This window comes from Acinetobacter johnsonii CIP 64.6 (assembly GCF_000368045.1).
Classification (GTDB): domain Bacteria; phylum Pseudomonadota; class Gammaproteobacteria; order Pseudomonadales; family Moraxellaceae; genus Acinetobacter; species Acinetobacter johnsonii.
This window is the reverse complement of sequence record NZ_KB849235.1, coordinates 782467-797011: the sequence shown is the minus strand read 5'-3', so window position 1 is coordinate 797011 and position 14545 is coordinate 782467. Positions and strand designations below refer to the sequence as shown.

The following is a 14545-nucleotide window of genomic DNA, read 5'->3' as shown; positions in this document are numbered from 1 at the left end:
ACAACCTTTTCTTATTTTATGGATTGATTGTCACCATTTGATGCAAATCTTTTTCATTAAACTTTATACGGCTGATACGGTCGCCAGTTTGTAGTCCCTGTACTACAGCGCTGTTATTGCTATAGCGTTGTTCCAAGACTTTTATGTGAACACGTTCAATTTTATTTTGGCGAATCACCCAAACATAAGGCGAGTTTTGTATATCCTGAATGGTATCGAGCGGGATAATTTGGCCTGTTATGGACTGTGAACCAAGTATGTCACCCTCTACAAAGGTCCCGATACTCAATGAATTAATACTTTCCATTGGCTGAGCAAAGAACTCAATTTGACGGCTTGCAGGGTCAGCAATCGGGGAAATACGAGTAAGCTTGGCTGTCAGTTTTTTGGGATTGCCTTGCAGTTGATATTCAATTTTTTCTCCCAAACTTAAAGCGGCTTGTAGATCACTTGGAATTTTGGCCTGTATTTCTAAATGACTCGGGTCAATGATTTCAAAAAGAGTTTGTCCTGCGGATACTGTTTGTCCAGGTTCTACCTGACGTTGAGTAATAACCCCTGAAATCGGGCTTAAAATAGTGCCATCGCGATCCGCTTTTTCGGCAATATCAACATTGGCTTGTTGCGCACGAACATTTTCTAATTGAGCTTGATAGTCCACAAGGCTTTGTTCATATTCCACTTTAGAAATAAAGCCCTGATCGAGTAAACGTTTTTTTCTTTGAACCATGCTTTTTGCAAGATTGGCTTGGGCTTGGGTTGATGCAAGATTGGCTTGAGCTTGGGCAAGACGCGCAGCATTATCTTGATTATTCAATCGAACCAGTACTTGCCCTTTCTGAACAGCTTGTCCAACTTGAGCGGAGACGGTGGTGGCTGTCGCTGTCACTTGAGCCTGAATGGAACTTTGATTGACGGCTCGAATGGTGCCAGTAAAAGCTGTACGTTGGATAGAAGGCCCTTCTTGGAACTGAACCAAGTCTTGTGCTATCAGCTCGATTTTAGCTGTAGACGAAGTAGGGGAGGTGACTTCGTTTTGTTTTTGGCAGGCAGAGAGGAGTAAGCACAAACACAGCGGACTGAGTTTAAAAATTGGGAGCACTTGGCGGCTTAATTGGTTTTTTATACGTAGTGCAGCCTGCATTGAGTCAAATCCTTTGGTCTAGCGGCGAAAGTCAGCACACTGTAAATAAGACGCAGATTATTCAAGTGTTTTTAAGCGAGCAATAATTCTGTCGTATTCAGCCTTGGTATTACGATAGTGACTTTGTAACGATTGTATTTGCTCTTTTTTCATCACAATATTTTTGGAATTATAATCAACCATATCTTGGAGCGGTTTCGGATTGCTTTTGCCTTTACGCATGTTCTCTTTTTCTTGGCGTAAGAATCCAATACGGTCATTCTGTAATTGTTTTAATTCATCTTGCTGGAACTTAATCTGCTTTAAGATATAGGAAAGGGCGGTATTGCGTTTTTGAGTGGCGACTTGGCTGTTGGTATAAGCGCGTTTTAATTTAAGATCTGACTCGCGTTGCTTGGCTGCTGCTGCACGTTGCGGCGCATATTGCGCATCTTTTTCTGCGTTGTATGGGCGTGCCCGTTGAATCACTTGCATGTTGCTATCGAGTGCTTCATAACCATAACGAATATGGTTGGGGGTGACACTGCTACTGACGTTTGCGATGCCTTTACTGTCGTAATATCGATACCAGACCGCTTTAGGTGGATCGGCCATAATCGAGGTGGTCTGCAAACTTAGCAAAGCCAGCAAAATGACTTTCGCAGTCATCCTTTTTTTCACGATCAAAGCAAGTTTGTGATTAAACTCCCTAAGCATCGATACCCCCAGTTTAAAGTTGACTAAATTACTTATTTACAAGCAATAAATAGTGCTATATTAGTCCTAAATTTAGGAATAAAAAATATAATCAGTCAAAAAAAAATCGACGGGTGTGGGAAAGTGTGAAGCCGTTCTTAAAAACAAGATGAAGTGTGGTTTTATGCGGAAACTGTTCGTTGAAAATATAAGTAAATATATGTTAAAAGTGTACGTAACTTGTAAAGCGTCTACGAATCTGTTTCTACAAACATTCTAAAAATGGGAAGGGTCATATTAAATGGACGATAAATTCCAGAATCTAAAAGTAATGGTCATTGATGATTCAAAAACCATTCGTCGCACAGCTGAAACATTATTGCAACGTGAAGGTTGTGAAGTGGTGACTGCAGTCGATGGTTTTGACGCATTGTCAAAAATTGCTCAAGCCAATCCTGATATCGTATTTGTCGACATTATGATGCCACGACTAGATGGTTATCAAACGTGTGCATTAATCAAAAATTCACAAAATTATCAAAATATTCCTGTCGTGATGCTCTCTAGCAAAGATGGTCTATTTGACCAAGCCAAAGGGCGTGTTGTCGGTTCAGATGAATATTTAACAAAGCCGTTTAGTAAAGATGAATTATTAAATGCGATTCGTAATCACGTTTCAGCATAAATAATATAAGTGTAATTGGGGAAAATTATGGCGCGTATTTTAATTGTGGATGACTCACCTACAGAGACATTCCGCTTTAAAGAAATTTTGGGGAAACACGGTTTTGAAGTGATTGAAGCGTCGAATGGTGCCGATGGTGTAACCATGGCTCAAGCTGAACTTCCTGATCTTGTGTTGATGGATGTGGTGATGCCAGGCGTTAATGGCTTCCAAGCAACCCGTCAAATTGCGCGTGGCGCAACAACAAAACACATTCCCGTAGTGATCGTCAGTACTAAAGACCAAGCTACGGATCGTGTATGGGGTAAGCGTCAAGGTGCATGTGATTATTTAACTAAGCCTGTTGATGAAAACCAACTGATTGATGTGATTAAGCAACACCTGAACGCAGGATAGGCTCTATGGCAGCAAATGGATTTATCGAATTACTTCGACTTGCTAAACGTGGTAATAAAAACTACGTTTCAAACGAAAATGAGGTAAACCGCTGGTCGGGCATTGCTTTTGAGATGATGGGGCAATATTTCGTTGCGCCATTAGGTGAAGTTGCAGAGGTGATTTATCCTCCGAAATATACCTTAGTGCCAAATACTCAGCCTTGGGTTGTGGGTTTGGCCAATATTCGAGGACGTTTACTTTCTGTTGCCGATTTAGCGCACTATGTATCAGGGCATCGCAGTGCGTATTCACCGACTCAAAAAGTACTCTGTATTAGTCACAATGACCACTATGTCGGTTTAGTTGTAGATCAAGTTCTGGGGATTCAGCACTTTAATAAGAAAAGTTTCTTTTCTAAACACGAAGATTTAGATCGGAATTTAAAAGAATATTGCCAAGGGTATTTTCACCAACACAACCAACAATGGCATGTTTTCTTATTCAGTCGCTTATTAGACAATCCAAAGTATATGAACGCATCTATAAAATTTATAAATTAATATCATTGTCGCGCACGAAAATATAAGGGCGTAAATCGGGGAGAAGCTGCATGGGCTTTAAACTTAAAAAGAAAAATACAGATGGAAGCACGAACCGCTCAGGTGGAAATGCTTTAGTAGCAAAAATTCAATCGCAGACGGAACAGTTTTCACGTGTATTTGGTGATAGTGAAAAGTCCAAGCCATTAATTTTGGGTGCAGCATTTTGTATTGTTTTAGCAATTTTCCTACTGTTGTATCTATTCTATAGCGTACCGCGAAATAACGAATTTACCCGTAGTGTGGGTGACTTACGTCTTTTATCGCAAACCATTTCACGTCAAGCGACTGAAGCTACAGCATCAGGTACGCCTGAAGCGATTAAAAAATTGACCGAATCGCAAAAGTCGTTTGCTGAAAACCTAGAAATTGTTAAAGATATTCATGCAAGTACAGATGCGCTACGTGAAGTAGATGCGCAGTGGACGAAAGTTTCTGCAAATATTGATTTAATTGCCTCACAACAAAAAATTATTAATCAATTGTACGATACCAACATCGCAATTAGTGAAACAATTCCTGGTATTCAGGCCGAATATAACTTAATGGTTGACCAAATGGCACGTCAAAATGTGCCAGCCAACCAAGTCGTGATTGCAAAGAACCAAGTATTCATTGCTGAACGTATTCTTCGTTCGATTGGTTCGGTATTGACGGGTTCAGACAACTCACGTGAATCTGCAGATGACTTTAGCTCAGATACAGAAACTTTCGCTTCTTACCTAAATGCGCAGTTAAATGGCAGTGCTGACTTAGGTGTGGAACGGATTAATGATCCTGAAATGCGCGACTCTCTAACCAGTATTCAGTCTGAATATGATGCTGTACTGAAGTCAGCAGCAGCAACCGTCTTAAAGAACTCATCACAAATCGTTAAAGTACGCCAAGCGTCATCATCGATTTTTGAACAGTCGGATGCTTTGTTAAGCAATTTGAACAAATTGTCAGGTGGTACAGGTTTAGCCATTGCAATTCCTGCCTTAGGTTTAATTCTAGCCCTGATTGCTTTCTTATTCTGTGTATTTAAATTACTCGTACTTCGTGGCGAATCAGATAAAAAACGTGTATCTCGCCTACAAGATGAATATGACCGTAACCAAAACGCGATTTTACGTTTACTGGATGAGATTGCCGATCTTGCAGATGGTGACTTACGTTCATATGCAACGGTATCTGAAGACTTCACGGGTGCAATTGCCGACTCGATTAACTTCGCAATTGACCAATTGCGTGACCTTGTATCGCGTATTACCGAAACATCTCAAGAGGTTGCGCAATATACGGCAAATACGCAGGGGATTACCAACCAGTTAGCCGAAGCATCTGAACACCAAGCGCAAGAAATTGCGGGTGCATCTGCTGCGATTAATGAAATGGCAATGTCAATTGACCAAGTATCTTCAAACGCTGAAGAATCAGCGGTGGTAGCAGAACGTTCAGTAAAAATTGCTGCAAATGGCGCGAACGTTGTAAACCGTTCAATTGAAGGTATGGATATCATTCGTGAGCAGATTCAAGAAACCTCTAAACGTATTAAACGTTTGGGTGAATCTTCACAAGAGATTGGTAACATCGTTGCCTTGATTAACGATATTGCCGACCAAACGAACATCTTGGCTTTAAACGCAGCGATCCAAGCATCGATGGCAGGTGAAGCAGGTCGTGGTTTCGCCGTGGTTGCAGATGAAGTACAGCGTCTTGCAGAGCGTTCAGCTTCAGCAACCAAGCAGATTGAAACACTGGTAAAAACTATTCAGACCGATACCAACGAAGCTGTAATTTCGATGGAACAAACCACGTCTGAGGTTGTACGCGGTGCGAACTTATCTAAGGATGCGGGTGTTGCACTGGATGAGATTCAAAACGTATCGGGTAATTTGGCGAAATTGATTGCAAACATTTCGGATGCAGCAAAGCTACAATCCGCATCTGCAGGTCATATTGCAACTACGATGAATGTCGTACAAGAAATTACCTCACAAACCACCACTGCGACGTTCGATACAGCACGTTCAGTCTCTGAACTTGCAAATATGGCGGAAGCGTTACGTGAGTCTGTAACAGACTTTAAACTGCCTGATTAAGCGCTTGCTTTGGGGGGGAGGTATGCTACTCATCGCTTGAATAGCATACCAAAATCAGGATACACATCAACTCAATTAGCTTGAGCAAAAAGACTGGTTTGGGATGATGGTTATAATGAAGTTTATGCACCTTTTTGGGTAGCTGACAACGCAAGAAGCCTTAGCTATGAAAGAAATAATAAAACATTTAGTTGAAACGACAACGCTTCCGGAAGATAGTTATCTAGATCAAGATGCAGAAATTCTTGAAATTTTTGTTGAAGAAATTGAAGAAATCTTCGTTGACTTAGATCCATTATTTGAAAAGTGGTACGCTGAACCGACACATCAAGAAACTTTGTTGAGCATACGTCGTCACTTCCATACCTTAAAAGGCTCTGGTCGTATGGTGGGGGCAAAGTCAGCAGGTGAAACAGCATGGGCGGTTGAAGATACCTTAAATCGTGTGATTTCAGGGGCTGTGCCTCTCACGGCAACGGTTCAAAAATTCGCTAAAACAGTATTCAAACTGTATCAATTTAAACTGTATCCGATATTCAAAGCGGTACAGGAAATTGATCTTGATCTTCGTCCATTGGTTTTAATTGGACAACAATTACAACAAAATCAAAGTTTAGAACCTGCTCTAGAAGAGTTGCTACAACTGTCTAATCATCTAAATAGTAATGATGTCATGACGGGATTAGAGCTGAGCGATATTGAAGTGGCTGAATCTGAGCCACAAGTTGCAGACGTTTCTGAGCAGGATGGTCAAGTGCATGATGTTCTTGAAGAAACTTTAGCGATCTTCATTGAAGAAGCGGAAGACCATTTAGCGACTATCGATCAGTTCTTAAATGCAGATGAAACCAAAGTACAAGATTACAATGGCTTAATCCGTGCTTTACATACATTGCGCGGTAGTTCGTCTATGGCGCAAATTGAGCATGTCTTTAATGCCAGCTCAAAAGTCGAAAATCTATTTAAAACCTTGGTACAAGAAGAGATTGTTTCCACCTCGAAGGAGATCTCTTTACTCACCCAATATGCTGAATTTGTACGTGATTATTTACATGTGCTTGGGCGTGGTACGAACGAACAGCTTGACGTGATTTACGCCACGTTCACTACGGCTTGGGATAACTATGGTTTCAGTATTGAAGACGTAGATGATGAGCTAAACCCACAAGGTATGGTCTCGAAGCTGATCGAGTTAAATATTGATCTGTTGCTTGATGCCGAGTTTGAGTTTGATCAGCGTGCTAAGGTTGAATATCCTGAATATATTCAGCACTTAGGTGAACAAGCAAAACAATTGCTAGAATTCACCAATAACCGTGCTGCTCAAGGAATTCATGACTTTACTTCTGAGCTATATGCTGGTTATCAAGCCTTACTGGAAAAGCCAGAATTACTCAATGTAGATTATGCATACGAGTTATTTGGTCAGGCACATCAAGAATTTATCCATTTATTTGACACTTTAGCTGCGGGTCAGCGTGTCATTCTGACTGAAGAAGTGCATAAAGTTCTGAATGAATTAATGGCCTTCGTACAGCAAGATGTTGAATCGACTTCGACGACGGTAATTGAACCTGTTGCTGAGGCTATTGTTTCTGGAAATACTTTACAACCAAGCCTTGATCTTGCGCAGATTTCGCAGCAAATTGCATCGGATCATCAGTACAAGCAATCGAATACGGCCAATACCGATTTTGATGATGATTTGCTCGATATCTTCTTGGAAGAAGCCGAAGAATTATTGATGGGGATGGATCAGGATCTCAATACTTGGTCTAAAAATGGCAATGATACCGCGGCACTCAATAATTTAATGCGTTATTTGCACACCTTAAAAGGTGGTGCCAATATGATTTCTGCACCTTTTATTGGTTCGATTGCACACGAATTAGAGTCTATTTATGAACGTGTGATTCGTCAGCAAATTGCCACAACGCCACAGTTGATCAGCATCATACGTTTAGTACAGGATGACGTCGCAGACCGAATTCAGGTCATTCGCACCGAGAAGGTTGATTATCCAGCAACAGCAACCATCAAGGTACTGCATAACATTCAGAGCTTAGTTGAGGGTACGACTGTTACAACTACAGTATCCGAGCCTTTAGTTGAAGCGTTTGTTGCGGCAGTTGAAGAACCTTTATCTAATATAGATAGAACGATTGAAGCTGAGGCAGCTGCGGTTGAGTCAGCAACTGCGATTGAAGAGCCGAGTGTAGTTGATAACACTGACGTTACTGTCGTTGAACAGCTGGATACTCCGTCACTTGTCCAAGAAGAAGCAGTCAGCGCTGTTGAAGAAGCAGCTAGTCTTTTATCAATTGTTGAAGAAACCTTCTTGGAAGAAGCTGAAGAAATTTTAGCGACTACGGATGGCTTACTGAAACAGTGGACTGAACAACGTAGTGACCGTAGTGTGTTACTACAATTGCAACGTGCTGCGCACAGCTTAAAAGGCGGCGCGCGTATGGCGGAGAATGAACCCGTTGGTGCGATTGCTTATGAACTAGAAACCACATTTGAGCAATTTGCTGTACATAATTTCAGTTCAAACGTGTATGACCCATTATTGCAAACTGCATTTGAATGGTTAAAACAAGCCATCTTCAAACGTGATTTCAGTAATTATGATGGTTTGAAAAATAGCTTAGCATCTATTGATTATGTGGATGTGATTGCGCAATTACCGACGCGTGTAACTCAAATTGATTTACTCAATGCGGTACCAAGTTTTGAGTTTGTGCAGGGTGATGGTACTGAGCCGCCAGCAATGCTGGGTGAGTGGAAAGAAACGACTCACTTGGATGGCGGTAATGAGATGATCCGTATCTCAGCTGATTTGGTTGAAAAAATGATCGACCTATCAGGTGAAAATGCAATTAACCGTTCGCGTATCGAGATGGACTTAGGTCAACTCGGCAATACGTTGAACGAGATGGAGCTTGCAATTAAGCGTTTGGCAGATCAGTTACGTCGAATGGAAGGCGAGCTTGAGAGTCAAATTATTGCGAAGCATGGTTCTGAAAACTCGCGCTACGCAGACTTTGACCCCTTGGAAATGGACCAATATTCATCGCTGAATCAATTGTCTAAATCCTTAGCCGAATCGGCTTCGGATTTGGTTGACTTTAAGAGCACTTTGGCTGAGAAAATTCGTGATGCGGAAGGCTTGTTACTACAACAATCCCGTATTCAAGCGGAAATTCAAGAAAGCTTAATGCGGACACGTTTAGTGCCGTTCTCACGTATGTTGCCACGTTTGCAGCGTATTGTACGTCAGACTGCATCAACCTTAAACCGTCCAACGGAATTGGTTGTCCACAATACCGAAGGTGAATTAGATCGTACGATTCTTGAACGTTTGGTTACACCGTTTGAGCATATGCTACGTAACGCAATCGACCACGGTATTGAAGATACGGAACAACGTGGCGCTGCGAAAAAATCAGCGACAGGCCAAATTGAACTAAACATTAGCCGTCAAGGTACAGATGTTATCGTCAGCTTTAAAGATGATGGTAAGGGTATTGATGAAAGCACGATTAAAGCGAAAGCGCTAAATTTAGGTTTAATTAAAGCCGATCAAGTACTAGATAAACAGGAAATTTTACAGTTTATTTTCCATCCAGGTTTTAGTACGGCCAAAGAAGTGACGCAAATTTCTGGACGTGGTGTAGGCCTTGATGTGGTGCAAAGTGAAATTAAAGCACTGGGTGGACATGTCACGGTTGAATCGGAAATTGGACTCGGCACGACCTTCATTATTCGCGTACCGACTACGGTAGCGGTGAGCGATGCCTTGATGGTGAAAGCCGGTGATCAACAATATGCGATTCCATTGGCGCAGATTGATCGTATTGTGCGTATTGCTCCAACAGCATTGGATCAGTATTTCCACAGCAAAGATGACCAATTCAAAATTGATGGTGTGAGTTATAAACTGCGCTATTTATCTGAGTTTTTATCTAATCAGCCGATTCCACGTTTGAGTAATATTGGACATTCATTGCCAGTGTTGTTGATTAAAGGCAACAGTGGACAAACCATTGCATTATTAGTCGATCAGCTCATCGGTTCACGTGCGCAAATTGTAGTGAAGCCAGTTGGACAACAGTTTGCCAGCATTGGTGCAATTGCGGGCGCAACGATTTTGGGTGATGGTCATGTGTGTTTGATTTTAGATGGTCAGAACATTGCACGTCAGATTTTAAGTACCAAGCGTGTGACGCATGCAGCAGATCATCGTGACTTTGGTCGCCATCAGGATACACGTCGTTTAGTGATGATTGTGGATGACTCGGTCACGGTTCGTAAGGTCACATCGCGTTTATTAGAGCGCCAAGGCTTTGATATTGTGACTGCTAAAGACGGTGTCGATGCGATGGAGCAGCTGGAGAGTGTTAAACCAGACTTGATGTTGCTGGATATTGAAATGCCACGTATGGATGGTTTTGAAGTAACGAACTTGGTTCGTCACCACGAAATTCACCAGAACTTGCCGATTATTATGATTACATCGCGTACGGGTGAAAAACACCGTGAACGTGCTTTCAGCTTGGGCGTGACGCACTACATGGGCAAACCATTCCAAGAGGCAGAGTTACTTGCCAACATTCAGCAGTTATTGGCTGAAAAGCAGGGGTAAATAAATGAATGCAAATGTTTCAAAGAGCATGAATGAGCAAATCAGTCAGCAAGAATTGCAATATCTGATTACAGTATCAACGGGTTTTATTGATGCTTATATTATTGAGTGTCATGGTAAAAAACCCATGCTCTTGCCTCAAAATATTGTACTTTCAGCGCTCGATAGTGATACGCAAGTGAAAACGGTGGAATGGCACGATCTTCATCTGCCTGTTTATGCCATCAACCGTCCAGACCAAATGGAAGGGGTGGCACTGGTGATTGAGGGAGATGATGCTTCTCAACGCTTTGCTTTGATGTGTAATGAAATGCCGAAGTCAATTCGTTTGCGTATTTCTGAAATTGTTGATGATGAAAGCCCTGTGAATGATCCCACCATTTTCCAGCTGGTGCGTATGGGGGATGAGACTTACCACATACCGAATTTAAATAAAATTCAGGCCAGTTTAGGGCTTTAAGCTTAAGTTTGAATGTAATAAAAAAGGAACTCAACTGAGTTCCTTTTTTATGTGGGTTTGAATGCTTATGCCAAAAGGCCTTCTAAAATTTGTTCGTAAATTTCAGCAAGTGGTTCCAGATCAGCCACATTCACATGTTCATCAATTTGATGGATGCTGGCATTGAGAACACCAAGTTCAAGTACTTGAGCACCTGTAGGAGCAATAAAGCGACCATCTGATGTTCCGCCTGAGGTTGAAAGCTCAGTTTCTACGCCAGTTACATTACGAATAGCATTTTTAGCCGCATTCACCAACTCACCCACTGGCGTCAGGAATGGCAAGCCTGAATGTGTCCATTTAATGTCGTAGACTAAACCATGACGATCCAAAATTTCTAAAACACGTGCTTTTAATTCTTCAGCGGTCAATTCAGTTGAATAACGGAAATTGAAAGTCACGGTCATGGTACCTGGGACGACATTGGTTGCCCCTGTGCCAGCTTGAATATTGGACACTTGGAACGAGGTTGCAGGGAAGTATTCGTTACCCTGATCCCAAACCGTATCACAGAGTTCAGCAACGGCTTTAGACGCCATGTGAATCGGGTTAATGGCCAAATGTGGATAAGCCACGTGACCTTGTTTTCCTTTCACTGTCAGTACTGCATTGAGTGAACCACGACGACCATTTTTAACAATATCACCCAGTTGATGGGTACTTGATGGTTCACCTACCAAACACCACTTCATTTTTTCATTACGGGCTTCGAGTGTTTCGATCACTTTGACCGTGCCATTGATCGATGGGCCTTCTTCATCTGAGGTGATGAGGAACGCGATTGAGCCTTTATGATTTGGGTGTTTTGCAACAAAGCGCTCAGAAGCAACCACCATTGCGGCTAAGGCAGTTTTCATGTCTGCACTGCCACGACCATAAAGCTTGCCATCACGAATTTCAGGGGCAAATGGGTCTGAGTTCCAAGCATCTAAATTACCTGTAGGAACGACATCAGTATGACCAGCAAAGCAGAATACAGGTGCTTCAGTACCTTTTCGTGCCCATAGATTATCAACATCATCAAAGCGCATAGATTCAATGTTGAAACCAATTTTTTTTAAGCGTTCAGCCATAATATTTTGACAGTTGTGGTCCACAGGTGTAACCGATGGCTGACGTAAAAGTTGGAGGCTTAAATCGAGAGTAGCAGAAGAGGTCATGCGCATTTCAAAGTCAATAAAACAGTCGGCACTATAATAGGCGATTAATCTCTGGAATGCGAAACTTAGCAATAAAAAAACCTTATCAATTGATAAGGTTTTGAAGTGCAGATATTAATTACTTGCGGATTTTATCTTGGGTTTTTTCAGCGGTATTTGATACAGCATTACCTGCTGAAGAGACATCTTTACCCATACCTTTGACGGTATTACAGCCTGTTAAAACAAAAAGCATCACTAGTGAACTTAAAACAATTTTTTTCATCTCTATCTCCAAAATTTTTAGTGTATTCATCAAATGATTTTGTTCTGATGTTGTTTAAGATTAAAAAATAAACACTATAAAAAATAGCATCGTTTTACAGGAGATGAGTAAGCGTATGTTGCGTTATGTATTTTTGTATAAAGGAACCTCTGCAAAATCAAGTTAAAATCAAGTTTGGATTTCGGTACATATAAAACTGATTGTTTTGATTTTGTAAGTACATTCCATTTGTCCACCAATGTGCATTTTCGCTGCTGACTTCCGCATTTGGGCAAATCCACTCTTGACGCTGTAGGCGATAGTAATTTAAGTCGGTCGTTGGAATGATGTTACCCCAAGTACCTAGTCGACGGTCAGGATTGAGCCAATGGGGGAGGGAGTATTGGTTTAAAGCATCAACTGCTGTGAAACCATTTATTATGGGGAGAAAAAGTTGTCCCTTTAAAACGGCAAAGCGCGTTTGAATGTCTGTGTCTAAAGCTTGCTGGAATTGGAACTGTTTATGGGTAAAGTGTTTTAGTTTTCGGTTTAAAGTATCGGTACGATTCAACCCATACCATGTGGTTAAGCTCAGATCTGTTTCACCCAAATAATATTTCAACGCGACTTCCCAATGCTCGATTTGATTGGTTTCGGTATTTTTAATTAAAAAGTCCAGCTCACCTGTAGTCCGTGCCCCATCAATGATTTGAATACTATGCCCCAATAATTCATATGCATGATAGTGATGATCCCGTAACCAAAACCACATGAACATTTCAAAGCGCAGACCTAGACGGGTACTTTTCAGTTGAACCATAAAGTCTTCAAGTTCTTTCGGGTCTTGATCGAGCTGTTTAAGGCGAGGTAAATAGGTTTGAAAGTGCTGTTGCCAGATCTGTGAGGGATGAAAATGAAAAGTATGTTGTATATCGAGTTCTAACGGCAACGCAGACAAAATGTTTGGACTTGCTACAGCAAAAGCCAACTGACGAACCAATGGATGTTTAAATTGGAGCCACGGTTCAAACAATTGATGCTGTGAAATGAGATGCATGTGAGTGCCTTAAAAAAGAAGCTAAATATGCAGAAGGACAACGGATAAAATTAAAAAACACTTTATACTACCGCAATTCGGTGCTCAGGAAAGTGGTATGAAAACGTTGTTTTGGCGTTGTTTAGTGGTGATCTTTGTCATCCTAGGCTTTATCGGTGCACTGTTGCCGGGTATGCCAACCACTGTTTTTCTGATCTTGGCCGCTTGGGCTGCATCCAAAGGTTGGCCACAAATGGATGCTTGGTTGCTGAATCATCCGAAATACGGAGCAACATTAAGGGCATGGCGTGCCAATGGGACTGTACCACGTAAGGCGAAATGGTTTGCCAGTATCATGATGTTGATCAGTGGGGTGATTATGCTCTTTACCAATGCGCCATTTTTAGTCAAATTATTTACCAATACCACTATGTTAATTGTTGCAATATGGCTATGGCTACGCCCTGAACCAAATACGTTGATAGATAAAAAACAAATAGAGGACAACTGATGTCTTATGTGATTGCTGATGCAGACGTCTTGATTGATCTAGCTGAACAGACTTTAACACTGCCTAAAAAGAATAAATTTTATCTGATCTCATCGGGGAAAAATGGCATTGGCGAAACTGAAAATAGTGGTAAAACCCCACGGGGGTGGCATTGCATTGCTGAAAAGCATGGCGCTGAGCAACCACAAAATGCTGTTTTTATTGCTCGAAAGCCGACAGGGGAGGTTTATGATTCCAATTTGGCGGCTCAGTTTCCAGAACGGGATTGGATTTTATCTCGGATTTTATGGTTGAGTGGTTTAGAAGAGGGCTTTAATCGCGGCGAAGGATGCGACACCTATCAACGTTATATCTATATTCATGGAACACCTGATACCGAGCCAATGGGGATGCCGATGTCGCATGGCTGTATTCGTATGCGTAATACGGATGTCATAGAGTTATTTGAACTAATTGATTGCAATGCGCTGGTTTATATTTCCGAACATAAACTTGAACTCTAAAAATAGATGTTAAAAAATGTGCAAGCTTATTTTATTGAGTATTCAACGCTGTAATTTAAAATATGAATATTGAGTAGAAGAAGGGGATTAGTCATAGAAAATGTGTATTTTGAGGAAAAGAAATTTAGCGAATAATCATTTTAATTTTCGCAAATATGTTAAATAACATACAGAAAATACTTGTTTTTATACCATTTGACCTATTTTTTAATCACTCGATTGCAAAAAAGCGAAAACAAGCCGAAAAGCGTTTGACAGCCTGTAAAGATTCTCTATAATGCACCTCACAAACGATAAAGACGTTAAGGGCGCTTAGCTCAGTTGGTAGAGCGTCTGCCTTACAAGCAGAATGTCGGCGGTTCGATCCCGTCAGCGCCCACCA

13 protein-coding genes and 1 tRNA gene are annotated in these 14545 nt (G+C 41.4%); 9 read left to right on the top strand and 5 right to left on the bottom strand.

Annotated elements, in window-relative coordinates:
• Positions 1-16 precede the first annotated feature (16 nt).
• Both F986_RS09730 and F986_RS09725 read right to left on the bottom strand, forming a co-directional pair.
• Positions 17-1144, bottom strand: coding sequence for an efflux RND transporter periplasmic adaptor subunit (locus tag F986_RS09730; protein ID WP_004694497.1), 1128 nt, complete (start codon positions 1142-1144; stop codon positions 17-19).
• Between the two features lie 57 nt (positions 1145-1201).
• A complete protein-coding gene (locus F986_RS09725; protein ID WP_004694495.1) occupies positions 1202-1840 on the bottom strand; it encodes a hypothetical protein in 639 nt (212 codons plus the stop codon).
• A 280-nt stretch (positions 1841-2120) separates the two neighbouring features.
• On the opposite strand from F986_RS09725, the gene pilG reads away from it, so the two are divergent.
• The 6 genes from pilG (at position 2121) to F986_RS09695 (ending at position 10670) form a co-directional block, all read left to right on the top strand.
• Positions 2121-2504 carry a twitching motility response regulator PilG gene (pilG, locus tag F986_RS09720; protein ID WP_004694493.1) on the top strand — a complete coding sequence of 128 codons (384 nt, stop codon included), beginning with the start codon at positions 2121-2123 and terminating at the stop codon, positions 2502-2504.
• Positions 2505-2531: 27 nt separating this feature from the next.
• The gene (locus tag F986_RS09715) at positions 2532-2900 is read left to right on the top strand and encodes a response regulator (RefSeq protein ID WP_004694491.1); all 369 of its coding nucleotides are present in this window, start codon (positions 2532-2534) and stop codon (positions 2898-2900) included.
• Between the two features lie 5 nt (positions 2901-2905).
• Positions 2906-3442 carry a chemotaxis protein CheW gene (locus tag F986_RS09710; protein WP_004694490.1) on the top strand — a complete coding sequence of 179 codons (537 nt, stop codon included), beginning with the start codon at positions 2906-2908 and terminating at the stop codon, positions 3440-3442.
• A 50-nt stretch (positions 3443-3492) separates the two neighbouring features.
• Positions 3493-5565, top strand: coding sequence for a methyl-accepting chemotaxis protein (locus F986_RS09705; RefSeq protein WP_004694489.1), 2073 nt, complete (start codon positions 3493-3495; stop codon positions 5563-5565).
• Between the two features lie 166 nt (positions 5566-5731).
• Positions 5732-10210, top strand: coding sequence for a hybrid sensor histidine kinase/response regulator (locus F986_RS09700; protein ID WP_004694487.1), 4479 nt, complete (start codon positions 5732-5734; stop codon positions 10208-10210).
• A gap of 4 nt (positions 10211-10214) precedes the next feature.
• Complete coding sequence (locus tag F986_RS09695) at positions 10215-10670, top strand: hypothetical protein (protein WP_004694485.1); 456 nt, start codon at positions 10215-10217, stop codon at positions 10668-10670.
• A 65-nt stretch (positions 10671-10735) separates the two neighbouring features.
• Here F986_RS09695 and dapE read toward each other — a convergent pair whose 3' ends face one another.
• The 3 genes from dapE to F986_RS09680 all read right to left on the bottom strand — a co-directional run bounded on the left by dapE (position 10736) and on the right by F986_RS09680 (position 13170).
• Entirely contained in the window at positions 10736-11869 is a 1134-nt protein-coding gene (gene dapE, locus F986_RS09690; RefSeq protein ID WP_026056444.1) for a succinyl-diaminopimelate desuccinylase, read from the bottom strand.
• Between the two features lie 118 nt (positions 11870-11987).
• Entirely contained in the window at positions 11988-12104 is a 117-nt protein-coding gene (locus tag F986_RS09685; protein ID WP_373868118.1) for an entericidin A/B family lipoprotein, read from the bottom strand.
• Positions 12105-12291: 187 nt separating this feature from the next.
• Positions 12292-13170 (bottom strand): DUF1853 family protein, encoded by an 879-nt coding sequence (locus F986_RS09680; protein WP_004694477.1) that lies wholly within the window; start codon positions 13168-13170, stop codon positions 12292-12294.
• A 97-nt stretch (positions 13171-13267) separates the two neighbouring features.
• Here F986_RS09680 and F986_RS09675 point away from each other — a divergent pair, with 97 nt between their 5' ends.
• From F986_RS09675 to F986_RS09665, 3 genes are all read left to right on the top strand, one after another.
• On the top strand, positions 13268-13660 hold the full coding sequence (locus F986_RS09675; RefSeq protein WP_004694474.1) for a YbaN family protein: 393 nt from the start codon (positions 13268-13270) through the stop codon (positions 13658-13660).
• Entirely contained in the window at positions 13660-14163 is a 504-nt protein-coding gene (gene elsL / locus F986_RS09670; protein WP_004694473.1) for a cell wall-recycling L,D-carboxypeptidase ElsL, read from the top strand. The genes F986_RS09675 and elsL overlap by 1 nt, the downstream gene beginning before the upstream one ends.
• A gap of 306 nt (positions 14164-14469) precedes the next feature.
• Positions 14470-14545: transfer RNA gene (locus F986_RS09665), tRNA-Val, on the top strand.

Excerpts from the sequence above, each read along its gene's own strand:
- F986_RS09695 (WP_004694485.1), top strand. The coding sequence starts at position 10,215 with ATGAATGCAAATGTTTCAAAGAGCATGAATGAGCAAATCAGTCAGCAA.
- F986_RS09725 (WP_004694495.1), bottom strand. The coding sequence starts at position 1,840 with ATGCTTAGGGAGTTTAATCACAAACTTGCTTTGATCGTGAAAAAAAGG.
- dapE (WP_026056444.1), bottom strand. The coding sequence starts at position 11,869 with ATGACCTCTTCTGCTACTCTCGATTTAAGCCTCCAACTTTTACGTCAG.
- pilG (WP_004694493.1), top strand. The coding sequence starts at position 2,121 with ATGGACGATAAATTCCAGAATCTAAAAGTAATGGTCATTGATGATTCA.
- F986_RS09680 (WP_004694477.1), bottom strand. The coding sequence starts at position 13,170 with ATGCATCTCATTTCACAGCATCAATTGTTTGAACCGTGGCTCCAATTT.
- F986_RS09730 (WP_004694497.1), bottom strand. The coding sequence starts at position 1,144 with ATGCAGGCTGCACTACGTATAAAAAACCAATTAAGCCGCCAAGTGCTC.
- F986_RS09710 (WP_004694490.1), top strand. The coding sequence starts at position 2,906 with ATGGCAGCAAATGGATTTATCGAATTACTTCGACTTGCTAAACGTGGT.
- elsL (WP_004694473.1), top strand. The coding sequence starts at position 13,660 with ATGTCTTATGTGATTGCTGATGCAGACGTCTTGATTGATCTAGCTGAA.
- F986_RS09705 (WP_004694489.1), top strand. The coding sequence starts at position 3,493 with ATGGGCTTTAAACTTAAAAAGAAAAATACAGATGGAAGCACGAACCGC.
- F986_RS09685 (WP_373868118.1), bottom strand. The coding sequence starts at position 12,104 with ATGCTTTTTGTTTTAACAGGCTGTAATACCGTCAAAGGTATGGGTAAA.
- F986_RS09715 (WP_004694491.1), top strand. The coding sequence starts at position 2,532 with ATGGCGCGTATTTTAATTGTGGATGACTCACCTACAGAGACATTCCGC.
- F986_RS09700 (WP_004694487.1), top strand. The coding sequence starts at position 5,732 with ATGAAAGAAATAATAAAACATTTAGTTGAAACGACAACGCTTCCGGAA.
- F986_RS09675 (WP_004694474.1), top strand. The coding sequence starts at position 13,268 with ATGAAAACGTTGTTTTGGCGTTGTTTAGTGGTGATCTTTGTCATCCTA.